We start from the raw sequence: 25,987 nt of genomic DNA, 5'->3' as shown, positions 1-25,987 counted from the left end.
TGGACTTGTTAGGCACTATCAAATTCCTTCTTATAGATGCCTTTGACAAACTTTATGTACTCTATTTGATTTTCCTTTAGATGAGCACTTATATCTTCCGGTGTTATATTTTTCAGATGATCTACGAAATCAATTGCTTTAGGGTGATTCCAATTTAGGTTATCACTTGCAAGAATGGAGTAAACTACTTGCAATCTATCATATTGCCAAACTATGCATTCGCAGTACTTACTGCAATTTTCAAAGCTCTTAATGTCATAAACTTGCGCCTTTACGAGTAAAGAGCGTATTTTGTGTGCAGGTTGAGCGCATTCCTTAAGTTGTACATTAAGTCTGGCCGCTGACTCTTGGCCCTCTTTTTTTATATAACAAATCTCTTCTGGGTGGGGCAGCGACTTGTCTAGATTGATATCATACTTGCAACTATCAATACTTATACGGATAAACTGGAGCTGCTGAATGGGACCACCGAGCGCCTGCACAAGTTCATGTATTGAATCCGTTAGCTCGTCGAACAAGCCTGTTACTTTCTGAGCTTTATGCTGCTTTCTCCATGAGTTTAGAGCCATCCATGCGATAATCAGTGTTGCAATACCAGTTACGCTCTGTGTAACTCCAGACCAGTTCCAACTATTAATGTGGCTCCACAAGCAAGTGAAGAAATCCAACAACGCTACCTCCTTACTATAAACTTTGAAATGATTACTCAGACCGATGTGAGGCCACGCTAACAACCGAATCTCGCTCAATCAACGACTTAGGTGAGATGCTGTGTCGTTCTCTTGGTGGAACAGAGAAGTTGGATTCAGAGTGGGAATCGAACTGCCTGAGAGGCACTGCAATCACCAAATGCAGCCAGCCCTCCCCAAAGTCAGGTGTGGTTGACCAGGTACAAAAAAGGCGCCGGCTGCTTACGCAGCCGGCGCCTTTGTCATCAGGGCAAAGAGTTACTCGTCGATGCCGGTGATGTTGCCGTCTTCGTCGATGTCGATGCTCAGGTAGCCCGGCTTATCGGACAGGCCCGGCATGGTCATCACGTTGCCGGTCAGGGCATAGATGAAGCCAGCACCGGCGCACAGACGCAGGCCACGTACCGGTACGGTAAAGCCGCTGGGGGCGCCTTTCAGCGCCGGGTCGTGGCTGATAGAAGCCGGGCTCTTTGCCATGCACACCGGCAGGTTGCCAAAGCCCAGGGCTTCCAGCTTCTCCATCTCGGCGCGGGCATCGTCAGACAGCTCGATGCCGTCACCGCTGTAGCCGTCGCGGGCGATCTGGGTCAGCTTGGCCTCGATGCCCTGCTCCACGTCGTAGAGGAACTGGAAATCCGCAGGGGTTTGCAGCGCACTCATCACTTTCTCGGCCAGCTCAGCAGCGCCTTCGCCGCCTTTGCCGAACGCCTCGGAGATCGCGACCTCTGCACCCAGTGCCGCTACCTGGTCACGCAGCCAGTTCAGTTCTTCATCGGTATCCTGGGGGAAGCGGTTGATCGCCACGACCGCCGGGATGCCGTAGCGCTTCACGTTCTCGATGTGCCATTGGAGGTTGGCAAAGCCGGCTTCCAAGGCTTCGGTGTCCGGGGCAAAGATCGCCTCCGGCAAGGCCTGGCCTGGGCGCAGGTCGTACTTGCCGGAGTTGGCCTTGAGGCCACGCAGGGTGGCGACTACCACGGCCGCGTCCGGGGTCTTGTCGGCGGCGCGGGCCTTGATATTACAGGCCTTCTCAAAGCCCATGTCGGAGCCGAAGCCACCTTCGGTCACCACCACGTCCGCCAGGCGCAGGGCCATGCGGTCGGCGATGATGGAGGAGTTGCCGTGGGCGATGTTGGCAAAGGGACCAGCGTGCACCAGGGTCGGTACCCCTTCCAAGGTCTGCATCAGGGTCGGCTGAGCCGCATCGCGCAGGATGGCGGCCATGGCGCCCGCCACGCCGATGTCTTCGGCGGTAACCGGCTTACCATCGATGCTGTAGGCCAGCACACAACGGCCGACGCGCTGACGCAGGTCTTTCAGATCCTTGGACAGCGCCAGGATCGCCATCAGCTCGGAGGCGGCAGTGATGTCGAAGCCGCTTTCACGCTCGATACCGTTGGCGGTAGAGCCTTCGCGGTTGATGCCGATGGTCACGCGACGCAGGGTGCGGTCGTTCATGTCCACCACGCGGCCCCAGACGATGCGCTTGGGATCGATCTGCAGGTTGGCCATGCCGGTCTTGGCTTCGAAGTTGTCGCCCTGCTTCTGTTCGTGGAACAGGCGGGCATCGATGGCCGCCGCGGCCAGGTTGTGGGCCGCAGACACCGCGTGGATGTCACCGGTGAGGTGCAGGTTCAGCTCCTCCATCGGTGCTACCTGGCTGTAGCCACCACCGGCAGCACCACCCTTAACGCCAAACACCGGGCCCATGGAGGGCTGACGGATACAGGCCATCACGTTCTGACCGATGGTCTTCAGGCCTTGGGACAGGCCAATGGTGGTGACGGTTTTGCCTTCACCAAACGGGGTCGGGGTGATGGCGGTGACCAGCACCAGCTTGCCGCGCTTGGCGTTATCCAGGCGCTTGAGCAGGGAAAACTTCACCTTGGCCTTGGCGTCACCGTAGGGGATCAGCTCTTCGGCGGCGATCCCAGCCGCATCCGCGATGGTCGCGATGGGTTGCAGCTGGGCTTCTTGAGAGATAGTCAGATCGGATTTCATCGATTCAGGCTTCCGCAGGGTACAGGTCAACAGAGATGTCGTTTTTGTTATTGGCGCGGGATTGTACCTGATTCAACTGCCCAGCCCGACGCCCGGCGACAATAAATCACAACCCAACACCAATTTTGCAACACACATCACTAAAGCCCGCCACTCGAAGGCAGTTCGTTCTGCCACTATGCTGGAACTCCAACGAGGGAAACGAGGACCCAACGATGAGCTATGACCACCCGGTGGAACTGACCGCCGCCACCGAGCTGGCCCGGATGATCACCGACACCTGCGAACAGTACGGTGACAAGCCCGCCTTCAGCGCCCTGGGTTACACCCTGAGCTTCACCGAGGTAGAACGTTACACCCGCGCTTTTGCCGCCTACCTGCAGCAGCACACCGAGCTGCAGCCGGGTGATCGCATCGCCGTATGCCTGCCTAACCTGCTGCAGTTTCCCATCGCCGCCTTTGGTGCGCTGCGGGCCGGCCTGGTGTTAGTGAACACCAACCCCCTCTACACCGGCCGGGAGATGGCGCACCAGTGGCGCGATAGCGGAGCCAAGGCGCTGGTGATCCTCAGTGACCTGGCCGACCGTGCCGCCAGCATCCTCGATCAGACCGAGATCCAGTGGGTGATCACCACCACCGCGCTGGACTTTCACCAGAGCACCCCGGCCGCCGGCAGCATCCCCGGTGCCCTGTCGATGATGACGCTGCTGACCGATGGCGCCGATCTGCCGTTTCACCCGCCGGTATTGGGCCCGGACAGCCTGGCCAGCCTGCAGTACACCGGTGGCACCACCGGGGTAGCTAAGGGCGCGATGCTGACCCACGCCAACCTGCTGGGCAACGCCCGCCAGGTGTTGGCGCGGTTGGGGGACACCTGCCGCAAAGGCGAAGAGGTGTTCGTGGTGCCGCTGCCGCTTTACCACATCTACGCCTTTACCGTGAACCTGGTGACCTTCTTTGCCCGCGGCAGCCTCAATGTGCTGATCCCCAACCCCCGTGACCTGCCCGCCTTTGTTGAGCAGATAAGGCCATTCAAGGTCACCGGCATGGCCGGCCTTAATACCCTGTTCATCGGCTTATGCCGCCTGGAGGCGTTCCGCCAGCTGGATCTCTCCAGCCTCAAGCTCACCATCTCCGGCGGCACCGCCCTGACCAGCACCGCCGCTAACCTGTGGCAGCACACCACCGGTTGCACCGTCTCCGAGGGCTACGGCCTGTCAGAAACCTCGCCGGTGGTTTGCCTCAACCCCATAGGTCAGGAACGGCTGGGCACGATCGGCACCGGGCTTATCGACACCGAGCTTAAGGTGATCAACGACAAAGGCGACACCGTGGCCGGCGGCGAGGAGGGCGAGCTGTGCGTGCGCGGCCCCCAGGTGATGCAGGGCTACTGGCAGATGCCGGAGGAGACCGCCAATGTGCTGGATGCCGAGGGCTGGCTCAAGACCGGCGACATCGCCACCCTGGACCGGGACGGCTTTGTCACCATCGTTGACCGCAAGAAGGACATGATCATCGTCTCCGGCTTCAACGTGTATCCCAACGAGGTGGAGGAGATCCTGACCCAGGCCCCCGGCGTGCTGGAGGCAGCGGTGGTGGGCGAGCCCGACAAGCGCACCGGCGAAACAGTGGTGGCCTATGTGGTCAGCGAGGCCGAATTGGACGTGGCCCAACTTAAGGCTTTCTGCAAAGAGCGCTTAACCGGCTACAAGCAGCCGCGTCGCTTTGTTAAGGTGGAAGCACTGCCCAAGTCGACCGTGGGCAAGGTGCTGCGCAGGGAGTTGCGCGGCTAGCGGTTGTTTACCAATCCCAACCGGAGGACAAGGATGTCCTATTACCCCAAAGCCCTGGCCCTGCTCTATTGGGCCCCGGCGCTCGGCTACATCGCCGTGGCGCCAATGCGTCCCTTTATCGGTAGCGGCCTGCTCAAGGCCGCCCCCATCCTGCTGCTGTTGGCCCTCTGTGCCCGCCAGTTGCAGGGGCAACCCCGTCGTCTGGCGATGCTGGCGCTGGCTTTTGCCGCCTGCGGCGACATCATTCTCGATCTGGGCCATCACACCCACCTGCTGCCGGGACTCTGTGCCTTCGCCATCACCCAACTGGCCTACATCCGTTTGTTTGCCCAGCGGCCGGAGGGAGAGTTTGCCTTTTTGGCCTGGACGCTACCGCTGGGTACGGCGGCGTTCATCTGGCTTATCTCGCCGTTCTTGTTCGATACGCCCCAGGGTCATATGTTCTGGCCCATGGCCATCTATGCCGCGCTGCTTACCGCCATGGTGATGACGGTGATGCACGGTGCCCGGGACCGATCGGTCATTTTTGGCGCAATGCTGTTTCTTGTTTCCGACAGCTGGATCGCCATCGACACCTTTATCTGGCCCAGCCCATGGGGGCTGAGCGGCATCTGGCTGAGCTACTACGCCGCACAGTGGCTGTTGATCCAGTCGCTGCTGCAATCTGAGTCAACGCTGGCAAAACCGGCAATCGCGGTCGAATAAGCCAGCAATTTTATCAAGGTTGGATACATCGGTTCACAAGCGATTGGTTTATTGAAAATAAATTCTCTATAGTGTGCGGGTCTTTTGGCCAACTTTGGCCAATACTGTCTTAGCGAACCGCTCTGAGTGCATACCTCAGTCCGGGTTGCCTACAATGCGCCGTTGCCGTTTTGGCAGGCTTGTGGCTTTGGCTAAGGCAGGACTGTGTCCTCCTACCCGTCCCCGCGACCATCGCGTTTTCGCGATCCCTCCCAAACGGCAACGTGTTCGCGCCGTAAAACCCGAAATCGAATGATTTCAGTAGGGAGGACTCATGTCCGATGAGCCGCAGAAGCTCAAATTTGAAAGTAAGATCAATCCACCCGTCTTTGGTGGCGCCGCAGCCCTGATCATGGTGCTGGTGGCCTACGCCGCCATCATGCCAGAGCAAGCCGCCGGCCACTTCAGCGCCATCCAGGCCGCTGTGATTGCCAACGCTGGCTGGTTCTACGTCCTGGCCGTTGCCCTGATCCTGTTGTTTGTTTCCTTCCTGGGCCTGTCCCGTTTCGGCGACATCAAGCTGGGGCCGGACCACGCCGAGCCGCAATTCAATAACAAATCCTGGTTCGCCATGCTGTTCTCCGCCGGCATGGGCATCGGTCTGATGTTCTTCGGTGTGGCCGAGCCGGTGATGCACTTCCTGGATCCGCCGGTGGGCGATCCCGGCACCGTCCAGGCTGCCCAGGAGGCGATGAAGATCACCTTCTTCCACTGGGGTCTGCACGCCTGGGCCATCTACGCCATCGTGGCGCTGATCCTGGCCTTCTTCGCCTACCGTCATGGCCTGCCGCTGACCCTGCGCAGCGCGCTCTATCCGCTGATTGGCGATCGTATCTATGGCCCCATCGGCCACGCGGTGGACATCTTCGCCGTGCTGGGCACCGTGTTCGGTGTGGCCACCTCGCTGGGCTTTGGCGTTGCCCAGGTGAATGCCGGCCTGAGCCACCTGTTTGGCATCCCCAACACCACCGGCTCCCAGGTCACCATCATCCTGATCATCACCGCCCTGGCCACCGTGTCTGTGGTCAGTGGCCTGGAGAAGGGGATCCGTCGTCTGTCGGAGCTCAACCTGATCCTGGCGGTGGGGATGATGACCCTGATCCTGCTGCTGGGCCCCACCGTGCTGTTGCTGCAGGCCTTTGTGCAGAACACCGGCTCCTACCTGTCAGAGATCGTCTCCAAGACATTCAACCTGTACGCCTATGACCCCACCGACTGGCTCGGTGGCTGGACCCTGTTCTACTGGGGCTGGTGGCTGTCCTGGTCACCCTTTGTTGGCATGTTCATCGCCCGCATCTCGCGTGGCCGTACCATCCGCCAGTTTGTACTGGGCGTACTGTTTGTTCCGGCCGGCTTCACCCTGGCCTGGATGACGGTGTTCGGTAACTCCGCCATCGATCTTATCCTCCATCAGGATATCCCGGTGATCGGCGACATCATCAGTCAGGATTCGGCGCTGGCGCTGTTTGTGTTCCTCGAGCAGTACCCGCTCTCCAGCATCCTGTCGCTGCTGGCGATGCTGATGATCGTGGTGTTCTTTGTCACCTCCGCCGACTCCGGCTCCATGGTGGTGGATATGCTGGCCTCCGGCGGCACCGATCACACCCCGGTGTGGCAGCGGATCTTCTGGACCTCGCTGCTGGGCATTGTTGCCATCGTACTGCTGCTGGCCGGCGGCCTGTCTGCCCTGCAGACGGTGACCATCGCCAGTGCCCTGCCCTTCTCCATCGTGCTGATGGCCGCTTCCTACGGCCTGTACAAGGCGCTGCAGGTTGACCTGCAGAAGAAGGACAGCCAGCTGCTGGCCAACCTGGCGCCGCGGGTAACCCGCAACCCAGTCTCCTGGGACAAGCGCCTGCGCACCATGATGCAGTTCCCCCGTCGTTCTCACGTCAACCGCTTTATCGATGAGGTGGTGGAGCCGGCGATGGAAACCGTGGCCGAAGAGCTGCGCAAGCAGCAGGTCAATGTGGTGGTGGCCAGCGACGAAGAACGCAACCGCGTTCGCTTTGAGGTCCACCTGGGTGAGGAGATCGACTTCGAATACGAGGTTCGTGCCCGTGCCTACCTGCGTCCCGCCTTCGTCATGACCGAAGAGGAAGCGGACGAAGAGGAAGCCAAGTACTTCCGTGCCGAGGTGCACCTGCGTGAAGGTGGCCAGGACTACGACATCATGGGCTGGACCCGTGACCAGGTTCTGGGTGACATCCTCGACCAGTACGAGAAGCACCTGCACTTCCTCCACGTGGTACGCGAATAAGACCTAAGCAACAGCAAAAGCCCCCGGCCAGCCGGGGGCTTTTTTGTGGCGGCGAATCCATCCGCCAAGGGAAACAAAAACAACATCAAGGAGCGCCAATTTGGAGGCGATCATCTCTACTCCCAAACGTCAGCTGGGGCCCGTTTTCTGGGGTGCCAGCTCCCTTATCTTTGTCCTGGTGGCTTTGGCCGCCCTGTTCCCCGGGCCTTTTGGCGAACAGGTGGCACTGCTCCAGGCCTGGCTGTTCGATAACGCCAGCTGGTTCTATGTCTCCGTGGTCGCCCTGATCCTGGTCTTTGTTGCCTACCTGGGCCTGTCCCGCTTTGGCGAGATCAAGCTGGGGCCGGATCACGCTGAGCCCACCTACAGCTACGGCTCCTGGTTTGCCATGCTGTTCTCCGCCGGCATGGGCATCGGCCTGATGTTCTTTGGCGTGGCAGAACCTGTGATGCACTTTATGGCCCCGCCGGAAGGTGACGCTGCCACCATCGAGGCCGCCCAGGAAGCAATGAAGCTGACCTTCTTCCATTGGGGTCTGCACGCCTGGGCGATCTACGCCATCGTCGCCCTGATCCTGGCCTTCTTCGCCTACCGTCACGGCCTGCCGCTGACCCTGCGCAGTGCCCTCTACCCGCTGATTGGCGATCGCATCTACGGCCCTATCGGCCACGCGGTGGACATCTTTGCCATCCTCGGCACGGTGTTTGGTGTCGCCACCTCGCTGGGCTACGGCGTGCTGCAGATCAACAGTGGCCTGTCCCACCTGTTTGGCATCGAGGTTGCCACCTCGGTGCAGGTGGGGCTGATCCTTGGCATCATGGCGCTGGCCGCCATCTCGGTGGTCACCGGCCTGGACCGGGGTGTACGACGCCTGTCCGAGCTCAACCTGGTGTTGGCGCTGCTGCTGATGACCATGGTGATCCTGCTGGGTCCCACCGTACTGCTGCTGCAGATGTTCGTGCAGAACACCGGGGCCTACCTGTCGGAGATTGTCTCCAAAACCTTCAATCTCTATGCCTACGATCCGAAAGAGTGGCTCGGTGGCTGGACCCTGCTCTACTGGGGCTGGTGGCTGTCCTGGTCGCCCTTCGTCGGCCTGTTTATCGCCCGTATCTCCCGCGGCCGCACCATCCGTCAGTTCGTCACCGGTGTTTTGTTTGTTCCCGCCGGCTTTACCCTGGCCTGGATGACGGTGTTTGGTAACTCCGCCATCGATCTGGTGCTCAACCAGGGGCAGATGGCGCTGGGTCAGGTGATCAGTGCCGATGCCTCGCTGGCGCTGTTCCACTTCCTGGAAGGCTTCCCGCTCTCCAGCGTGCTCTCCTTCGTGGCCATGCTGATGATCGTGGTGTTCTTCGTCACTTCCGCCGACTCCGGCTCCCTGGTGGTGGATATGCTGGCCTCCGGTGGCCGCACCGACTCCCCGGTATGGCAACGGATCTACTGGGCTGGGCTGATGGCTGCGGTGGCCATCGTACTGCTGCTGGCCGGCGGCCTGGCGGCACTGCAAACCGCCACCATCGCCAGCGCCATGCCGTTTGCGGTGATCCTGTTGGTGGCCAGCTACGGCCTGCTGCAGGCACTGCGGATGGATCTGCACAAAAAGGAGAGCCAGCAAAGCGCCAACCTGGCTCCCCGGGTGGCGCGGGATCCGGTGCCCTGGCAGCAACGAGTTAAGACCATGATGCTGCTGCCACGTCGCGACGAGGTGGAACGCTTTATCGATGGCACCGTCTCTCCGGTGATGGAAGAGGTGGCCGAGGAGCTGCGCAAGCAGGGGGTTCAGGTGGATATCCACCCTCAACCTGAGCGGGCACGGGTGCGCTTCGAGGTGGTTCTGGGTACTGAGATCGACTTTGAGTACGAGGTGCGGGTGGTGGATTATCAACGCCCTGCCTTCCAGCTCAGCGATACCGATGAAACCGACGAGGCCAGCCACTACTATCGGGCCGAGGTGCACCTGCGCGAAGGTGGCCAGGACTACGACATCATGGGCTGGAGCCGGGAGCAGGTGCTGGGTGACATCCTCGACCAGTACGAGAAGCACCTGCACTTCCTCCACGTGGTTCGCGAATAAATCAGGGTTATTCCAAGAAGCAAAAAGCCGGGCCTATGCCCGGCTTTTTTTGTGCTTAGAAGGTGCTTAGATAGCCTCTCGAAAGCCCCTGAATAGCCCTTACAGCGCGCCGGCGTCGACCAGCCGCTGATAAAGCCCTTCTGCCAACGCCTGGTAGCCGCCTGCATTGAAGTGGATGGGGTCCGACTTGAGCGCCGGCTGCCCCAACAAGCTTCGCAGTAGTTTGGGCTCAAACACCAACTGGTACTGCTCCGCCAGCTCGCCATAAAGCGGGGCACTGTCAGAGAACAGCGCCCTTTCCGGCACCCCCACCAGCATCACCGGCACCCCTTGCCCTTGGGCCTGCTCGATCATTGCCGCCAGGTTGGCCTTAAGCTCGGTCTTGGAGCGGTTGCGCAGAATATCGTTGCCCCCCTCCATCAGGATCAGCAGATCCGGCTGATGCTCCTGAAGGGCTTGCGGCAGCCGCTGTCGCCCCTGGGCGGTCTCTTCACCGGAGATCCCGGCGTTGATCACCACCCGGCCGGACAGGCTGGCCAGCACCTCCGGGTAGCTCTGCCCTGTCGAGGCCCCCACCCCGGCGGTGAGGCTGTCACCAAAGGCCAGGATCACCCCGTTTTGCGGCACCGGCGGCAGGCTGGGGCCACCACAGCCCGACAGCATCAGTGCCCCGGCCAGCATCAGCAGCCCTGCCGACAGATTGCGCCTCATCAGCGCCCACTGTCGAGGCGATCGCCTTTGCAGCCGTGCTTGTCGGAGCCATGCCATCATCCCTAATCTCCTGTTCATACCCAGTCACCTGCGAGTTACCTCACCCCAAAGTATGAAGAATTAGTTTAAATTTCATACCTTTGGGCGATTACCGCGAGCTAGGCCTTTTTTAACATGGGGAGTGAAAGGACTAACCCGCCAAACTGGTTGCGAGGCCAGGACGGAAAGCCACGGATCTCACGAAGACCGCCGGGTTGCGTACCAACCAAAAGGAAACATCATGAAAAAGGGATTTCTGTTTGCTGCCGGTTTCGTCGCCGCTGTATCTACCAGTGCCATCGCACTTCAGGGGACCGTGCTATTCCCCGACGCCGATGACAACGGTAACTTTCTCAACGTCGGCTGGAGCGCTGCCGACGACGGTGGTCTGATCCTCCACGGTGACAACAAGATGGAAGCGGTGCTCACCGTCTCCAACACCCGTGACGGCCAGGGCCCGCGGGCGCCGACCTTCAAGGTGGTGGGTCGCAATGAGGACAAGGATCTCAACAACGCCCTGCCGCTGGTGCAGTTCAACAACATCGAGAACAACGCCGCGGCCGTCATCGAGCTGACCAACAACAAGAACAAGCGCGGCATCATGCTGGGCTGGTCCATCATGAACACCAAAGGCGGTGACTTCGTGCTGCGCAACAAGGAAGGCGCCGGCAACTGGATCAACATCAGCTTCTACAAGCTGTCCCCGGTGACCTTCTTCGACGCCAACGGCGCTGAGATCACCGCGATGATGCACATGCCCTACTGCCCGGACCCGATCGTACTGGGTGACAAAGAGCGGGTGCTGACCTGCCCTGAGTAAGCCCACGCTTTCTCAGCCATGAAACGCAAACACACCGCCTCGGCGGTGTGTTTTTGTTTGCCCTCCCGCGGGGAACGAAGCGCTAATCGGCGTCATCCACCAGGCTTGATAGATCCACCTCGCTGCAGGGATAACGCCGGCGCATGTCCGCCACTACCACCTCGAGGAAGCCCTCCAGCATCTGCACATCCACACTCGCCAGCCGTGGCAGGTAAAGACAGGACTTGGCGTGGCGCAACTTGCCCAGCCGAGCCAGTTCAGTCTCTAAGCCCTCGAAGCCCTGCATCACGTAGAGGGTCAGGTTGCGACTGCGCACCGAGAACCCGGTCATCAACCAGGAGAACTCACCGGCGCTGTTCCGATAGTGGTACTGGCCAAAGCCAACGATGCTGTCACCCCACATCACCGGCCGATACCCCGTCACCCGGGCAAACAAGGTAACCAGCGCCTCGCCATCCAGACGCCGGGTATTATCGGTAATGCCCGCCAGGTAATGCTGAACCGGGCACGCATTGGGGCGCGTCTTCAGTGCCGTCATTCGTTCCTCCCTGCGCCATTTCGGGTCGCCTCCACTGAGTCAATTACGCCAGCGAAGCTTAACAAGCCAGTGATTTTCGCCATGGAAAACAAAGTGAAGCGCATTGCTGTCCAACCGGCTCTCCAACGCTTGAATCCGGGTTCCTCCCTGGCTCAGAATCAGTGTAGCCGCACGCCCTGCCCTCACTTGGGGCAGGTTGAAACAAACGCCCTGCGGCGCGTTACCAAGGAGTAGGAATGAACAGCAAAATCTTGGGTATTGTCCTGATCGTGGTCGGGGTGGCTTTGGCGTATTGGGGCTACGGTGTCTACGACTCCGCCAGCGCCCAGGTTACCCGTGCTATCAGCGGCGACACCCCGGTGGAGGCCTATGCCGGCATGGTCGGCGGCGCCATCGCCGTATTGGTGGGCCTGCTCAAGGTCAAATAACCCCATCAACCCAACCGCGGCGAGCCGATGCCAAGTCACGGTTCGTCGAGCAGGTTTCAGGAGGTTTAATGCGCTGCCTGCTGCTCTGCACCACCCTGCTCCTTAGCGGTTGTGCCAGTTCGGATAACCTGGAGTTCCTGTTCAATGAATTGGTCAGCGGGGTGTTATCCGGCGCCAGTCAATCCGATGTCGGCTACGGCAATCCACGTTGTGACACGGTTCGTGTCCAATGCAGCGGCCAATACGAGCAGTGGCGCAACAGCAACGGCCAGATCGGCTGCGCCTGCAACCATTAAGTCGCGAGGTTCGCTTTCTCAGGCGTGGAGTTCACACAAACAGAGACATAGCCCCGCTTTCGCGGGCCCAACGGAGAGACAACTGCATGGACGTTCAGATCTCACGACCCAGCCAGCTGCAAGACAGCTTTCGCAGCTACCAGATCCTGATCGACGGTAAGGTGGTGGCCCAGCTCAAGGCGGACACCGAAATCAACCTGACCATCCCGGCCGACGCCCGGCAGCTACAAGCACGCATCGACTGGTGCGAAAGCCCGCCTGTGGCCATCGAGGCGCTCACTTCGCAGAAGTTGGTGATAAAGAATGCCATGGGTAATGGCTGGTTGTTCGACCTGCTGATCTCCCCGCTTTACTACATCACCTTGGGCCGCAAGGAATACCTCACCATCGAGTGCCTCTAATCCCCGTGGGCGGAAGCCCTAAGGGCGGGTTCAGTCAGGCGGTTGCTGCTCAAACTCAACGGTATTAGGTGCGGTATTACGCACCACCAGGGTGCCGGAGAGCTTGTCATGCCAGCCCTGTTTGCGCTCATCAAAGGCGACCCACAACAGGCCCAGACAGAGGGGAATGGTGGAAACGTAGTAGCCCAGGTAGCGGACGATAAACTGCTTGGTGCTGGGCTTGCCGCCGGTGTTGGCGTCGACAATGGTGAGCTTGAGCGCCATCTTGCCCGGTGTGGCTGACTTGGCAATCCAGAACACAATCACCACCAGGGCCGGCAGCAGGTAGTTGAGCAGCAACTCGGCGAAGCTGAAATGGGGCGGTGCCCCGACCCATTGTTCATCCACGTAGATCAGTCTCACCAGCGGGGAGAGCAGGATCAACATCAGCACCGAGTCGATCAACGCCGCCGCCACCCGCAACCAAAAACCACCGTAAACCAAGCTGCTCATACCCGTCGCCTCAACGGAAGTCTGTTCCCACTATAGTCCGATTCCCCTCATGACCCGCGGCAATCCTGACATAAGCCCTGCTGGCCCAGTTACACCGCTTCACTCATGCTCGACTAAGGTCATATTGGGTGAACCTGATACAGCCAATAGGGTTTGCCCCTGTGAGCAGCAACATTGGGGTATCCGAAGTGAGCATTGATTACCAAGCCGTTCATCAAGCCCTCCAGGCCCAACTGGGGGAACACGCCGTCACCGACGATCCGGTTCGACGCTTTGCCTGGTCCACCGATGGCAGTTATTTTCGCATCGTGCCAGAGCTGGTGGTGCGGGTTAACCAGGTCGAAGAGGTGGAGAAAACCCTGGCGGTCGCCCGACAGTTCCAGGCCCCGGTCACCTTCCGCGCCGCCGGTACCAGCCTGTCAGGCCAGGCGGTGGGGGACGGCATCCTGGTGATGCTCGGCTACGACGGCTTTCGCAAGCTGGAGATCAGCGAGGATCACAGCAAGATTGCCCTAGGTGCCGCAGTGATCGGCGCCGATGCCAACGCCAAGCTCAAGCCGCTGGATCGCAAGATCGGACCGGATCCCGCCACCCTCGCCTCCTGCATGGTGGGGGGCATCGTCAACAACAACGCCTCCGGCATGTGTTGCGGCACCGCCCAGAACAGCTACCAGACCATCGACAGCGCCAAGCTGCTGTTTGCCGATGGCAGCTACCTGGACACCGGCGACGAGAACTCGAAGGCCGCCTTTGCCCAAACCCACCCCAAGCTGCTGGATACCCTGACGCAGCTGGCCAAAGAGACCCAGGCCGACGAGGCCCTGAGCCAGCGCATCCGCCACAAGTTCTCCATCAAGAACACCACCGGCTACAGCCTTAATGCCCTGGTGGATTTCCAACAGCCCTTCGACATCATCAACCACCTGGTGGTGGGCTCCGAGGGCACCCTGGCCTTTGTCGAGGAGGTCACCTACCGGACGGTGGAAGAGGCCCGCTTCAAGGCTTCCGCCATGGCGGTGTTCTTCAATATGGTGGACGCCGCCTCCGCCATTCCGCCGCTGAAAACCGACGCGGTGGCCGCGGCCGAACTTCTGGACTGGGCTTCCATCAAGGCGGTCACCGGCAAGCCGGGCATGCCCGAGTGGCTCAGTGAACTGCCCGAGGGGGCGGCTATATTGCTGATCGAAAGCCGGGCCAACGATCCGGACACCCTCAACGACTACACCCGCCAGGTCACGGAGGCGATCGCCCACATCCAGACCGAGCGGCCCATCGAGTTCAGCTCAGACCCCGCCGTGTTCGGCCGCTACTGGGCGATGCGCTCCGGCTTGTTCCCCATCATCGGTGGGGAACGGCCTAAGGGCACCTCGGTGATCATCGAGGACGTGGCCTTTCGGGTGGAGGATCTGGCCAACGCCGCCGCCGATCTCTCCGCCTTGTTCCTCGAGCACGGCTACCCCGAGGGGGTGATCTACGGCCACGCCCTGGACGGCAACTTCCACTTCATCATCACCCCGCAGTTCCGGCGCAAGAGCGACGTAGAGCAGTTCGACCGCTTTATGCAGGCGGTGGCGGAGCTGGTAATCAACAAGTACGACGGTTCCATGAAGGCAGAGCATGGCACCGGCCGTGCCGTGGCCCCCTTCGTGGAGATGGAGTGGGGTGAGCAGGCCTACGGACTGATGAAGGCGATCAAGGCGCTGTTTGACCCGGAAGGGCTGCTCAATCCGGGGGTGCTGATCAATGACGATGCCGAGGTGCACATCCAGCGCATCAAGGAATCGGCGGTGGTGGATGACTGGGTGGATCGCTGTATCGAGTGCGGCTTCTGCGAGAAGACCTGCCCCACCTCGGCGCTGAACATGTCGCCACGTCACCGCATCACCACCTTGCGCGAAATCGCCCGGCTGGAGCAGGCTGGCGAGCAAGCGGAAGCAGCCAAAATGCGCGAGGCGGCCCAGTACGACGTCATCGACACCTGCGTCGCCTGCCAGCTGTGCACCATCGCCTGCCCGGTGGACAACAACATGGGCATGCTGGTGCGCAAACTGCGCAGCACCCAGCTGACCTCCACCGCCCAGCGGGTACTGGACTTCCAGGCCGACCACTACGGCAGCGTCAACAGCGTACTGAGCACCGGCTTCAATGTGCTCAGTGGCATGCACAAGTTCACCGGCAGCACCGTTACCGGCGCCATCATGTCGCTGGGGCAGAAGATCAGCAGCGAGGTGCCCTACTGGGATCCGGACTTCCCCAAAGGCGGTACCCTGCCCAAGCCGGTGCAGTTCAATGAAGACCGGCCCACCGTGGTCTACTTCGCCGCCTGCGGTGGCCGCACCTTCGGCGCCACCCCCAAGGATCCGGATCACCGTACCCTGCCCGAGGTGATGACTACCCTGCTGGAGCGCGCCGGCTACCAGGTACGGGTGCCGGACAACACCCGCAGCCTGTGCTGTGGCCAAATGTGGGAGTCCAAGGGGGATTACAAAAACGCCGACGCCAAGCGCCGGGAGATGATCGACGCGCTGGAGATCCTGACCGAGGGCGGCAAGTACCCGGTGATCGTCGATGCCCTCTCCTGCACCAAGCGCACCCTGCAGGATGCCGGGGTTAACTACACCATGCTCGACGCGGTGGAGTTCATCCATGACGAGCTGCTGGACAAACTGCCACCGGTGCAGAAGAAGGGCCAGGTCGCCCTGCACCTGGGTTGTACCGCCAGCCATATGGGGGTCAACGACAAGCTGGAGGCGATCACCCGCGCCTTTGCCGAGGATGTGGTGCGACCGGCGGGGATCCACTGTTGTGGCTTCGCCGGCGAGAAGGGGTTGTACAAGCCGGAGATCAACGCCAGTGCGCTGCGCCACCTCAAGGAGCAGCTGCCGGAGAAGGTGGATGAGGGCTACTACGCCAACCGCATGTGCGAGGTGGGCCTGACCCGCCACAGCGGCATCAGCTACCGCCACCTGGCTTACCTGGTCGAGGAGTGCACCCGACCCAGCGCTTGAGGCAAGGTAGCGAACCCCATACATCAAACGAAAAGCGCCCACCGAAGTGGGCGCTTACCTTTGGGGTTGGGCTTAATCGCAGACCGGCTGGCTGGCCTTGACCCGGGTGGCGATCTGGTCCGCCACGTACATCACCGTGGCCGGCGGGCGCTGGGCCAGCAGCTCGTTGGCCATGTACTTCATGTAGGGGTCAAAGTGGGCGAACATCCGTTGGTAGCCGGCGCACAGATGGTTCTGCATCGAGCCGTCCGGGTTGGGGTGGATGCGGTGCTTAGGACAACCGCCGTTACAGGCAAAACGCCAATCGCAGTTGGCGCACTTCTGCCCCACCCAGGCCTTGTGCTGGCCAAACTTCTGCTGCTTCTTCGACTCCACCAGCTTGGGCAGCTTGTCATCCAACACGTTACCCAGGCGGTACTCGGGGTAGACGTAGTGGTCGCAGCTGAACACATCGCCGTTGCGCTCAATCACCAGGGACTGACCACACTCCTTGCGGTGAATACACAGCGGCGGCTCCTCGCCGTACCAGGCCGCCAGGGCGTTATCGAACGCCTGCACGAAGATCCGGCCCACGTCCTTGCGCACCCACTCATCGAAGATCGCCACCATAAAGCGGCCGAACTTGTCGCCATCGGCGGAGAAGGGGGTGAGCTGCTTCTTTGATTCCAGCTGCGGCACGATCAGCATGGGGTTCTCCACCTCCACCTGGACCTGCTCGACGATGGGGATGAACTGCATGAACTGGGAGCCGATCCCCTTGAGGAAGTTGTACACCTCCAGCGGATGCTCAATGTTGCGGTCGTTCAAGGTGGTGAGGGTGTTGAACTGCACCCCGTGCTTCTGCATGCACTCCACCGACTTCATGATGCGAGCAAAGGTGCCCTTGCCGGCGTTGGTGACCCGGTAGTGGTCGTGCATCGCTTCCGGCCCATCGATGGAGAGGCCCACCAGGAACTGGTTCTTGGCCAGGAACTCGCACCACTCATCATTGAGCAACAAGCCGTTGGTCTGCAGTGCGTTGGTGATGGTTTTGCCGTTGGCGAACTTCTGCTGGTACTGCAGCGCCCGCTTAAAGAAATCGATGCCCGCCATGGTGGGCTCGCCGCCCTGCCAGGCAAACTCGATGCTCTCCAGCATCTCGTTGGCGGCGATGTAGTTCTTTACGTAGGCGCGCAGCACCTCGTCGCTCATGCCGACAAAGGGCTTTTGCGCCTTCTGCCGCGGCTTGCCCGCTTTAAAGAAACGCTCTTTCTCCAGATAGAAGCAGTAGTCGCAATCCAGGTTGCACTCAAAGCTGGTGGGCTTGGCCATCAGGTGAAAGGGTTTCTTCATGACTGGGGTCCGCTCGCTGTTCAGGGATGGGCGCAGTGTATTGGCTTTCACTGGGGCTGGCCGGTTCAGCTTCACACTTTTTGATGTCCGGGAGCCGCAAAGGGGTGAAAGCGGGTGCCGGCTCACCATAGTCAGCGCCCCTGCCTGGCGCAACGGGCTTTGCAGGGATTTACCCAGTCGGGTTAGTAGCCCCATTCGTGCGACCGATCGCCTTTTCACACCAATCCTCTCTGCCGCTTATGGCGAAACAGACCGACGGTCGGTATATTTAAATTATCAACAAGGACACCGGAGGGTGAGATGACCCGCGTCCGTACCAACAAACCCAGTGAGCAGCGCCGAGAGGAGTTCCTCGATGCCGCCGAGCAGCTGTTTATGCAGCAAGGCTACGACAGCACCTCGGTCAACGATCTGCTCAAGGCGGTCGGCCTGTCAAAAGGGGCCTTCTACCATCACTTTGACTCCAAGCAGGCGGTGCTGGAGGCGCTGACAGACCGGATGCTGACCAGCTTCGCCCCGCATATCCAGGGACTGATCGACGATCCGGCCCTGCCTGCGCTGGAGAAGTGGCGCGCGCTGATGAGCCAGTCCAACCGCTGGAAGCTGGAACACAAGGACGCCCTGCTGCTGCAGGCCAGGGCGATGCACCAGGGCAGCAACCTCAAGCTGCGGCTAACCCTGACCGAGAAAACCCGGCGATTAGCAGTTCCGCTCTATGCTCAGCTGCTGGCCCAGGGCGCCCGGGAGGGGGTGTTTGATATCGAACAGCCCGAGGCCACTGCCGAGCTGCTGTTTGCCCTGCTCGCCGCCCAGGGCGAGCGCATCACCGAGATCCTGCTGGCACCGGATTCGGCCCCCGAGCCGGTGGAGGCCTGTTGCCAACTGCTGGCCGCCAGCCAGCAAGCGCTGGAGCGAACCCTGGCCGCCCCAGCAGGCAGCCTGCCGCTGGCCGATCCCGCTTTGATTGCCGCCTGGTTCGAGTAAGGAGAACCCCATGACCCTGTTACCCCAGCTTCGCGCCGCCCTTCTGGCCCTGCTGATCGGCGGTTTTGCCCTGCCAGCCAGCGCCACACCAGAGGCGGATACTGAGAACCAGCCCGCAACCCAAACCGACGCCAGCGAGATCGTCCGCCTGTCTGATCAGCAGATGCGCGGGGATGCCAGCTACACCGAGCTGACCATGAACATCATCCGGCCGGACTGGACCCGCTCCATGAGCATGAAGAGCTGGACCAAGGGCCAGGATCTCTCCCTGGTATTGGTCACCGCGCCAGCCCGGGATAAGGGCAGCGCCTCGCTCAAGCGCCAACGGGAGATGTGGAACTGGCTGCCGGGGATCGAGCGGGTGATCAAGATCGCCCCCTCCATGCTGGGTCAGTCCTGGATGGGCTCGGACTTCACCAATGATGACCTGATCAACCAGTCCTCCATCGTAGTGGACTACCACCATAGCCTGGTGGGCGAGGAGGTGTTCGACGGCGATCTCAGCTACGTCATCGACGCCGTCGCCAAGCCCGACGCCCCGGTGGTGTGGAGCAAGGTGCGGCTGTGGATCTCCAAGCAGACCCATCTGCAGCGCAAGGTGGAGTTCTACGACGAGTTTGATGAGCTGGTGAACACCCTCAACACCTTCGAGGTGCAGCAGATGGGCGGCCGGGCCCTGGCCACCAGGATGGAGATGATCCCGGCGGACAAACCGGGTCAGAAGACCGAGATGATCACCCACGCCGCCCAGTTCGATTTTGCCATTGACGAGGCCTTCTTCTCGCAAAGCCAGATGAAGACACTGAGAGACTAGGTGCCAGGTGCTAGGTGCTAGGTGCTAGGTGCCAGGTGCCAGGTGCCAGGTGCCAGGTGCTAGGTGCTAGGTGCTAGGTGCTAGGTGCTAGGTGCTAGGTGCTAGGTGCTAGGTGCTAGGTGCTAGGTGCTAGGTGCTCCTAGTGTGAAAGCAAAACCGGAACACCAGCCCAGAGCAAAGGACTTTCCCAAAGAGCGGGAGATACACAGAACCTATGTTGATTAGATTGGCCTGGCGTAACCTGTGGCGCCAAAAACGACGCACCCTGCTGACCGCCGCGGCCCTGGCGCTGGCGTTAGCGCTGTCGCTGTTTATGCGCAGCCTGCAGGAGGGCACCTACAGCAACAACATCGACAATGCCGCCCGCTTTGCCACGGGTCTGGTACAGATCCAGCACCCCGAATACCAGGAGAGCCAAGGGATCGATGACCTGGTGCCGAAGAGCGCTGACTTTATCGCCCCGGCCCGTGCCCTGCCCAGCGTCAGCCATCTGCTGCCCCGGCTGGAATCCTTTGCTCTGGCCGCCGGAGAGCAGCGCTCCAAGGGCGCCCTGGTGATGGCCGGCGTTCCCAGCCTGGAGAATGACTACGCCAAGCTGGGTGAGAAGCTGGTGGCCGGCGAGTTCCTTGAGGATGACGACAATCAGGTGCTGGTGGGCGAAGGCCTGGCCCAGTTCCTTGAGCTGGCCATCGGCGATGAGATCGTGCTCTACGGTCAGGGCTACCGCGGCCAAACCGCCGCCGGACTGTATCGCATCAAGGGGCTGCTGCGCTTCCCCGTGCCCGGACTGGACAACCAGCTGGTCTACCTGCCCCTACCCCTGGCCCAGCAGCTCTACAGCACCGGCGATCTGATAAGCGCCTGGGTGCTGCACACCCACACCCTGGCGCAGCTGTCCGATACCGAGCAGCAGCTCAAAGCCCTCTACCCGGACCAGGCGGTGCGAGACTGGCAGGACCTGGCCCCGGAGATGGCCCAACAGATCCTGATGGATAAGGCCGGCGGCCTGTTCATGATGTACCTGCTCTATGGCGTGGTGGGCTTTGGCCTATTTGCCACCCTGCTGATGATGACCCTGGAGCGCCAGCGGGAGTTCGCCGTGATGCTGGCCACCGGCATGCTACGCGGCCGCCTGTTGGCGCTGGTGATGATCGAGTCATTGTTCATCGCTGCCCTGGGGGTTGCGATGGGGCTGCTGCTGGCCACGCCAGTACTGCTTTACCTGGCGCACAACCCAATTCAGATGACCGGCGACGCCGCCCAGATGATGCTGGAGCTGGGCTGGGATCCCATCCTGCCGGCGCTGGTGGACCCAGGCCTGTTCCTCGACCAGATCGGCATCGTCCTGGCGTTGCTGGCGCTGTGCCTACTCTATCCGCTGTGGCGCATCCATCGGCTGGAGCTGGTCAGTGCCCTCAAGGGAGGTGCCCATGCGCGCTAGCACCCAACTGCTCACCCTGGCCTGGCGCAACCTGTGGCGCAACAAGCTGCGCACCAGCATCATGCTCGGCGCCGTGGTGTTTGGCCTGATTGGCGTGGTGGCGATGATCGGCTTCATCGCCGGCCTCTACGGCAACATGATCCAGAACGCCATCGCCTGGCAGACCAGTCAGCTGCAGGTGCACAACCAGCGCTACCTGGACAACCCGGACATCCAGGATCGCCTGATCGATCCCCAAGCGCTGCTGGATGAGCTGGCTGCGCTGCCGCAGGTGGCCGCCTGGAGCGAACGCTTTGTCGCCGAGGGGATGGTGGCCTCCGCCCGCGCCACCCGGGGGATCCGCATCAACGGGGTGCAGCCTGCCGAGGAAGCGGCGGTCACCCCCATTGCCGACGCGGTCATCGAGGGCCAGTGGCTGGACGACCAGGGCCGCAACCCGGTGCTGGTATCGCAAAAGACCGCTGACCGCCTGCGCCTCAAGCTGGGCTCCAAGGTGGTGCTCACCTTCACCGACGGCCAAGGGGACGTGGCCGGTGCCGCCTTCCGGGTTCGGGGGATCTTCCAGACCCCTTCTACCGCCTTCGATGACGGCAACCTGTTCGTTCGTAAAAGCGACCTGACCGCTTTGGCCGGCCTGGACGGCAGTCACGAGCTGGCCATCCGCCTAACCGAGACCGATTACCAGGCCATTGAGCCGGTGCTTCGGGTCAAGCAGGCGCTGCAAGCGGCCAGCGCGCCGCAGAATCGCGTCCGCGACTGGCAGGAGATCCAGCCGATGCTGGCCTCAATACTGGGCCAGATGGGGATAAGCAACGCCATCATCATCGGCATCTACGTGGTTGCCATGGGCTTTGGCATCATCAACATCATGCTGATGTCGGTGTTCGAGCGCACCCGTGAGTTCGGCGTGTTGATGGCGGTGGGGATGCAGAAACACAAGGTGTTCGCGCTGATCCTGCTGGAGTCCGCCTGGCTTGGGATCTGCGGTGGCCTGCTGGGGGTGCTGGCCGGCTTAGGCCTGATGCAGATTCTGCAGCGCACCGGCATCTCCCTAGGGGGCATGGCAGATGGCTTGGGTGCCTTCGGGGCCGATACCCTGTTCTACCCCGTGGTGACCGGCCAGGAGTATGGCCTGATCTTCCTCACTGTAGTGGCGGCCAGCCTGTTGGCTGCGCTCTACCCTGCCCGACAGATCCTGCGCAAGCGCCCCGCCGAGGCGATGGCGGAAAAACACTGACCTGGACCCGCTATGACCATTCAAACCCACACCTTGAGCAAGACCTACAACGCCGACACCGACTTCCCGGTGCAGGCGGTCAAACCGCTGGATCTCACCATCGAGCAGGGCGAGTTTGTCGCCGTGATGGGACCCTCGGGCTCGGGCAAAACCACCCTGCTGAACATGCTCGGCGGCATCGATGAGCCCAGCGGCGGCGATGTCACCATCGATGGTCAGTCGCTGAAGGCGTTGTCGCAAAAGGCGATGATCGGCTTTCGCCGCGACCATATCGGCTTCATCTTCCAGGACTACAGCCTGCTGCCGGTATTGACTGCGCTGGAGAACGTTGAGTTTGTGATGCAGCTGCAGGGCCGACCGGCCCAGGAGTGCCGCCAGCGGGCGGAGCAACTGCTCACTCAGGTGGGACTGGCGGATCACCTGCACAAGGTGCCGGCCAAGCTCTCCGGCGGCCAGCAGCAGCGGGTCGCGGTAGCCCGGGCCCTGGCCCCACGGCCCCGTTTCGTGATGGCAGACGAGCCTACCGCCAACCTGGACGCCCAGAGCACCGCTGAGCTGCTGGACATCATGCAGCAGCTCAACGAAACCGAGGGCACCACTTTCATCTTCTCCACCCATGACCCGCGGGTGATCAAACGGGCACGACGGGTGATCGTATTCGAGGATGGCCAATTGACCCAGGACCAGTGCCAACAGCCGGAGTCGGTGGCCGGATGACAGGCCGCTGCAGCGCCACCCGCTGGCGCACAATCGCTCTCAGTACGGCCCTCAGTACAGCCCTAGTGGCCTGGCCGGCGCTGGCGCAGATCCCGGGGCTAACCCCGGAGAAGGCCTGGGATCTCAACGGCTACGTCAAGTACATGGCCAGCGCCGCCCTGCCGGACAGCGGCGACAACGCGCTGGATCACCTGGTGCACCAGCGCTTCAACTTCGAGTACCGCTTCGACGGCAACCTGCGTTTCAACGCCGGCATGCGTAACCGCCTGCTGTTTGGTGACACGGCGGAGTTGCCGGGCTACGGCGATCTGGTGGGCTTCGATCCGGGCTACTGGGACCTCACCACCAACTGGCTGGACAAGCGCGGCGTGGTGGGCACCACCAGCTTTGACCGGCTCTACCTGGATTGGCACAACGTCGATTGGCAATTGCGCGGCGGCCGCTTTCGCATCAACTGGGGCATGACCACGGTGTTCAACCCCAACGACATCTTCAACAGCTACTCCATCTACGACTTCGACTACGAGGAGCGCCCCGGCAGCGACGCGGTGCGAGTAACCCGCAAGCTGGGTTTCGCCTCCCAGCTGGACCTGGTCTATAACCCGGACGACGACAGCGCGCTGACCAGCTACGCCGGGCGCTACCTATTCAACCATCGCGGCTGGGACGGCCAGTTGATCCTCGGCAAATCGGGACTGGATAACGTGGTGGGGCTGGGCTTTGCCGGTGACCTGCGTGGTGCTGGCCTGCGGGGAGAGATAACCCATTTTCACACCACCGAGAGCGAATGGGATGGCCAGCCACTGGAGGATGCGACGGTGGCGAGTCTTGAGAGCGATTACAGCTTTGGCGGACGCCGCAATTGGCTGGGACGGGCGGCGCTGCTTTACATCTCCCACCCCCAGGACCCGGACAGCGCCCTGGCGTTCTTAAACCTGCCACTCACCGCCCGTACCCTCAGCTTCACCCGCTGGAGCGGCTATGGTGAGCTGGGCTTTGAGCCCACGGCGCTGAGCCGCCTGACCATGAGCGCCACCGGCTACGACGATGGCTCCTACTTTATTGGTCTCAACGGCAGCTATTCACTGGCAAACGATTGGCAGTTGCTGGGGGTGTTGCAGCGCTTCGATGGCAGTGGCGACAGTCTGTTTGGCGATACGCCATCGACCCTGCTGTTTGCCCAAGTGAAGTGGAGTTTCTAGCGTAGGAAGCAGAAGCCGACCCTCAACGGCGTGGCCGGGTCTTGACCAGGTTCTGATGCATCCCCTGCCAGCGAGGCTCGCACAAACGCTCCAGTTTGTGCATCAGGTTATCCAGCGGGCCGTGATTGGTGCGCCAAATCTGCAATCGGTTCTGCAGTCGCGGACTGACCCCCAGCATCATCGCCAGGCTGAGGGTAATCAATAGCGCACCCACCGGCAGCGGGGTGAAGACCAACACGCCCCCCAGCAGCATCAAGCACCACGCTATTACCCAGATCATCGCCCGCATCGTTCGCTCTCGATTGTCCCTCTGATGGTTGTACCGGGTTCATCGTGAGCCCGATCACACTCTGTCAGTCTGACACATCCGTCTACTGGTATGGCATTACAGATTTTGGTCAGATGACTACAAACTAGCATAAGGCATTGTTTTAGAGATGGAACTCAAAAAAAGTAAGCAAGGATTTACCCTGATTGAACTGGTGGTGGTGATCGTCATTCTTGGCATCCTGGCCGCCGCCGCCCTGCCCCGCTTTATCAACCTCAGCACCGAAGCCCGCATCGCCAAGCTGGACCAGGCGATGGGCGCGCTCAAGCACGGCAGCCAGATGGCGGACGTGAAGATGAAGCTGCCCAACGGGGTGCTGGATGCCGGTGACGACAAGCATCACTACATCGACATGAACAACAACGGCGTCATTGACGAAGGGGATATCCGCCTGGTGTACGGCTGGCTGGATAACGACAACCTGGATATGGCGCTGGACCTGGATGTGGGCGGCAAGCTGCATTACGTTCATGACCGCAACGCCGGCGATTACGGCTTCACCGTTGAGAGTCACCAGGCCTACATTGGCTTCGACACCCTGGGTAACGGCAACATCCGCGACGGCAACTGCCGCATCCTCTACCAGCACCCGCGCAGCTGGGGCGGCACCCCCAACCATTACGTTAAGACAGACGGCTGCTAAACAACGGTCTCAACAAAACGCCCACCGAATCTGGCAACAGCGGTGGGCGTTTTTGTTCCCGGGTTACTCCTCGGCCGGAAGCAGATCGATAAAGCGGGCGCCCTCGCGCTGCACCTGCTCCCCCAGCGTTACCGCAATGGGATAGCTGAAATCCGGCCCATCCCAGGCAAAGGTGTGAAACTCACCAAACTCTCCGCAGGGATCAATCCCCTCCGGCAGGGTATCCAGTAGCGTCTGGTCAAACGCCCGCCCCAACCACTGGGCCTCCAGCTTGTCGCTTTGCACGCAGGCGATGGTGGCCTTGAGACCCTGTTGCACCATGGTCTGGGCCAGCTTGGCGGTATCCAGGCCCCACAGCGGGAACAGCGGCGTCAGGCCGGTGCCCTCCAGGGTCTTCAAGCGATAGTCCCGCACATCCTCAAGGAAGAGATCGCCAAAGGCCAGTGCCTGGATACCGGCATCGCACGCCTGCTGATGAAAGTGCGCCATGCAGGCTTGGTAGTCCTCGTTACTGCAAGGGAACGGCAGGTCAATCACCACCAGCGGCAATCCCAAGCTGTTTGCCTGAGCCTGCAGCAGGGCCTCACGCACGCCATGGATCGCCACCCGCTCGGCACTGCGGTTCACCGTGGTAAACAGCCCCAGCAGCTCCACATTGGGATCGCGCTTAAGCTGATGCAGCGCCCAGGCGCTGTCCTTGCCACTGCTCCAGGACAGCCAGGTTTTCAGAAGTTGAGTCACGCTAACGCCTTGTTCACGCCCACAAAAGATGGCCATGAGCCTACCGGCCTGAGCAGCAAAGGCAAGCAACGAGTGGTAAGTATCTTGCAGCATTAGCCGGAAGCTAAGCGGCCAAAGAATAGAGATTGGGGAGACCCCGTTGAGGGTGATGACCCGGCTCTTAAGCCGACTTTGAGGTGCCCGAGCGTGAGCGGTATCGGCAAGGCTGAGGGCCAGGAAGGCCCGAATGACCAGCGGAGACAGGGACGTCG

General features: G+C 61.1%; 24 protein-coding genes and 1 riboswitch. Of the genes, 16 read left to right on the top strand and 8 right to left on the bottom strand.

What is annotated here, in order from left to right:
• Positions 1–8: 8 nt before the first annotated feature.
• Together BUC04_RS18665 and BUC04_RS18660 are read right to left on the bottom strand one after the other, a co-directional pair.
• The gene (locus tag BUC04_RS18665) at positions 9–668 is read right to left on the bottom strand and encodes a hypothetical protein (protein WP_143165792.1); all 660 of its coding nucleotides are present in this window, start codon (positions 666–668) and stop codon (positions 9–11) included.
• Positions 669–947: 279 nt separating this feature from the next.
• Positions 948–2,690: a formate--tetrahydrofolate ligase gene (locus tag BUC04_RS18660; protein WP_067660084.1), complete on the bottom strand. Its 1,743-nt coding sequence runs from the start codon at positions 2,688–2,690 to the stop codon at positions 948–950.
• A gap of 215 nt (positions 2,691–2,905) precedes the next feature.
• Between BUC04_RS18660 and BUC04_RS18655 the strand changes: the two genes are divergently transcribed.
• The 4 genes from BUC04_RS18655 to BUC04_RS18640 all read left to right on the top strand — a co-directional run bounded on the left by BUC04_RS18655 (position 2,906) and on the right by BUC04_RS18640 (position 9,564).
• Positions 2,906–4,483, top strand: coding sequence for an AMP-binding protein (locus BUC04_RS18655; RefSeq protein WP_067660087.1), 1,578 nt, complete (start codon positions 2,906–2,908; stop codon positions 4,481–4,483).
• 33 nt (positions 4,484–4,516) lie between these two features.
• Positions 4,517–5,188 carry a lysoplasmalogenase family protein gene (locus BUC04_RS18650; protein WP_067660090.1) on the top strand — a complete coding sequence of 224 codons (672 nt, stop codon included), beginning with the start codon at positions 4,517–4,519 and terminating at the stop codon, positions 5,186–5,188.
• Positions 5,189–5,501: 313 nt separating this feature from the next.
• Positions 5,502–7,487, top strand: a complete 1,986-nt coding sequence (betT, locus tag BUC04_RS18645) for a choline BCCT transporter BetT (RefSeq protein ID WP_067660093.1) — start codon at positions 5,502–5,504, stop codon at positions 7,485–7,487.
• 100 nt (positions 7,488–7,587) lie between these two features.
• Complete coding sequence (locus BUC04_RS18640) at positions 7,588–9,564, top strand: BCCT family transporter (protein ID WP_067660096.1); 1,977 nt, start codon at positions 7,588–7,590, stop codon at positions 9,562–9,564.
• A gap of 99 nt (positions 9,565–9,663) precedes the next feature.
• Here BUC04_RS18640 and BUC04_RS18635 read toward each other — a convergent pair whose 3' ends face one another.
• Positions 9,664–10,275: an arylesterase gene (locus BUC04_RS18635; RefSeq protein ID WP_067660099.1), complete on the bottom strand. Its 612-nt coding sequence runs from the start codon at positions 10,273–10,275 to the stop codon at positions 9,664–9,666.
• A gap of 187 nt (positions 10,276–10,462) precedes the next feature.
• A riboswitch (cyclic di-GMP riboswitch) is annotated at positions 10,463–10,537 on the top strand.
• Positions 10,538–10,555: 18 nt separating this feature from the next.
• On the opposite strand from BUC04_RS18635, the gene BUC04_RS18630 reads away from it, so the two are divergent.
• The gene (locus tag BUC04_RS18630; protein ID WP_067660103.1) at positions 10,556–11,134 is read left to right on the top strand and encodes a hypothetical protein; all 579 of its coding nucleotides are present in this window, start codon (positions 10,556–10,558) and stop codon (positions 11,132–11,134) included.
• An 82-nt stretch (positions 11,135–11,216) separates the two neighbouring features.
• On the opposite strand, the gene BUC04_RS18625 is transcribed toward BUC04_RS18630, so the two are convergent.
• Positions 11,217–11,672, bottom strand: coding sequence for a DUF1801 domain-containing protein (locus BUC04_RS18625; protein ID WP_067660106.1), 456 nt, complete (start codon positions 11,670–11,672; stop codon positions 11,217–11,219).
• 236 nt (positions 11,673–11,908) lie between these two features.
• On the opposite strand from BUC04_RS18625, the gene BUC04_RS18620 reads away from it, so the two are divergent.
• The 3 genes from BUC04_RS18620 (at position 11,909) to BUC04_RS18610 (ending at position 12,797) form a co-directional block, all read left to right on the top strand.
• Positions 11,909–12,100, top strand: coding sequence for a DUF3185 family protein (locus BUC04_RS18620; protein WP_067660109.1), 192 nt, complete (start codon positions 11,909–11,911; stop codon positions 12,098–12,100).
• 68 nt (positions 12,101–12,168) lie between these two features.
• On the top strand, positions 12,169–12,396 hold the full coding sequence (locus BUC04_RS18615; protein ID WP_067660112.1) for a hypothetical protein: 228 nt from the start codon (positions 12,169–12,171) through the stop codon (positions 12,394–12,396).
• An 86-nt stretch (positions 12,397–12,482) separates the two neighbouring features.
• Positions 12,483–12,797, top strand: coding sequence for a hypothetical protein (locus BUC04_RS18610; protein ID WP_067660114.1), 315 nt, complete (start codon positions 12,483–12,485; stop codon positions 12,795–12,797).
• Positions 12,798–12,827: 30 nt separating this feature from the next.
• Here the strand turns inward: BUC04_RS18610 and BUC04_RS18605 are convergent, their stop codons facing one another.
• Entirely contained in the window at positions 12,828–13,289 is a 462-nt protein-coding gene (locus tag BUC04_RS18605) for an RDD family protein (protein WP_067660117.1), read from the bottom strand.
• 188 nt (positions 13,290–13,477) lie between these two features.
• Here BUC04_RS18605 and BUC04_RS18600 point away from each other — a divergent pair, with 188 nt between their 5' ends.
• Positions 13,478–16,297: an FAD-binding and (Fe-S)-binding domain-containing protein gene (locus tag BUC04_RS18600; protein ID WP_067660135.1), complete on the top strand. Its 2,820-nt coding sequence runs from the start codon at positions 13,478–13,480 to the stop codon at positions 16,295–16,297.
• A 72-nt stretch (positions 16,298–16,369) separates the two neighbouring features.
• On the opposite strand, the gene BUC04_RS18595 is transcribed toward BUC04_RS18600, so the two are convergent.
• Positions 16,370–17,629, bottom strand: coding sequence for an anaerobic sulfatase maturase (locus BUC04_RS18595; RefSeq protein ID WP_067660120.1), 1,260 nt, complete (start codon positions 17,627–17,629; stop codon positions 16,370–16,372).
• A 300-nt stretch (positions 17,630–17,929) separates the two neighbouring features.
• Between BUC04_RS18595 and BUC04_RS18590 the strand changes: the two genes are divergently transcribed.
• The 6 genes from BUC04_RS18590 (at position 17,930) to BUC04_RS24025 (ending at position 24,024) form a co-directional block, all read left to right on the top strand.
• Positions 17,930–18,613: a TetR/AcrR family transcriptional regulator gene (locus BUC04_RS18590; RefSeq protein WP_067660123.1), complete on the top strand. Its 684-nt coding sequence runs from the start codon at positions 17,930–17,932 to the stop codon at positions 18,611–18,613.
• A 10-nt stretch (positions 18,614–18,623) separates the two neighbouring features.
• Complete coding sequence (locus BUC04_RS18585) at positions 18,624–19,427, top strand: outer membrane lipoprotein-sorting protein (protein WP_073326065.1); 804 nt, start codon at positions 18,624–18,626, stop codon at positions 19,425–19,427.
• 214 nt (positions 19,428–19,641) lie between these two features.
• Positions 19,642–20,868: an ABC transporter permease gene (locus BUC04_RS18580; RefSeq protein WP_067660141.1), complete on the top strand. Its 1,227-nt coding sequence runs from the start codon at positions 19,642–19,644 to the stop codon at positions 20,866–20,868.
• Positions 20,858–22,105, top strand: a complete 1,248-nt coding sequence (locus tag BUC04_RS18575; protein ID WP_067660144.1) for an ABC transporter permease — start codon at positions 20,858–20,860, stop codon at positions 22,103–22,105. Before BUC04_RS18580 ends, BUC04_RS18575 begins: the two co-directional genes overlap by 11 nt.
• A gap of 12 nt (positions 22,106–22,117) precedes the next feature.
• On the top strand, positions 22,118–22,822 hold the full coding sequence (locus BUC04_RS18570) for an ABC transporter ATP-binding protein (protein ID WP_067660147.1): 705 nt from the start codon (positions 22,118–22,120) through the stop codon (positions 22,820–22,822).
• Positions 22,819–24,024, top strand: coding sequence for a hypothetical protein (locus BUC04_RS24025; protein WP_234977459.1), 1,206 nt, complete (start codon positions 22,819–22,821; stop codon positions 24,022–24,024). Before BUC04_RS18570 ends, BUC04_RS24025 begins: the two co-directional genes overlap by 4 nt.
• Before the next feature lie 22 nt (positions 24,025–24,046).
• Here the strand turns inward: BUC04_RS24025 and BUC04_RS18560 are convergent, their stop codons facing one another.
• Positions 24,047–24,304, bottom strand: coding sequence for a hypothetical protein (locus BUC04_RS18560; protein ID WP_143165791.1), 258 nt, complete (start codon positions 24,302–24,304; stop codon positions 24,047–24,049).
• 157 nt (positions 24,305–24,461) lie between these two features.
• On the opposite strand from BUC04_RS18560, the gene BUC04_RS24250 reads away from it, so the two are divergent.
• Positions 24,462–24,995: a type II secretion system protein gene (locus BUC04_RS24250; RefSeq protein WP_067660153.1), complete on the top strand. Its 534-nt coding sequence runs from the start codon at positions 24,462–24,464 to the stop codon at positions 24,993–24,995.
• Between the two features lie 63 nt (positions 24,996–25,058).
• On the opposite strand, the gene BUC04_RS18550 is transcribed toward BUC04_RS24250, so the two are convergent.
• Positions 25,059–25,736, bottom strand: coding sequence for an adenine nucleotide alpha hydrolase (locus BUC04_RS18550; protein WP_234977458.1), 678 nt, complete (start codon positions 25,734–25,736; stop codon positions 25,059–25,061).
• Between the last annotated feature and the right edge of the window lie 251 nt (positions 25,737–25,987).

This window comes from Ferrimonas marina (genome assembly GCF_900129905.1).
Lineage (GTDB): Bacteria > Pseudomonadota > Gammaproteobacteria > Enterobacterales > Shewanellaceae > Ferrimonas > Ferrimonas marina.
Note: the sequence above shows the minus strand (reverse complement) of the source record. Positions and strands in the feature narration are given on the sequence as shown.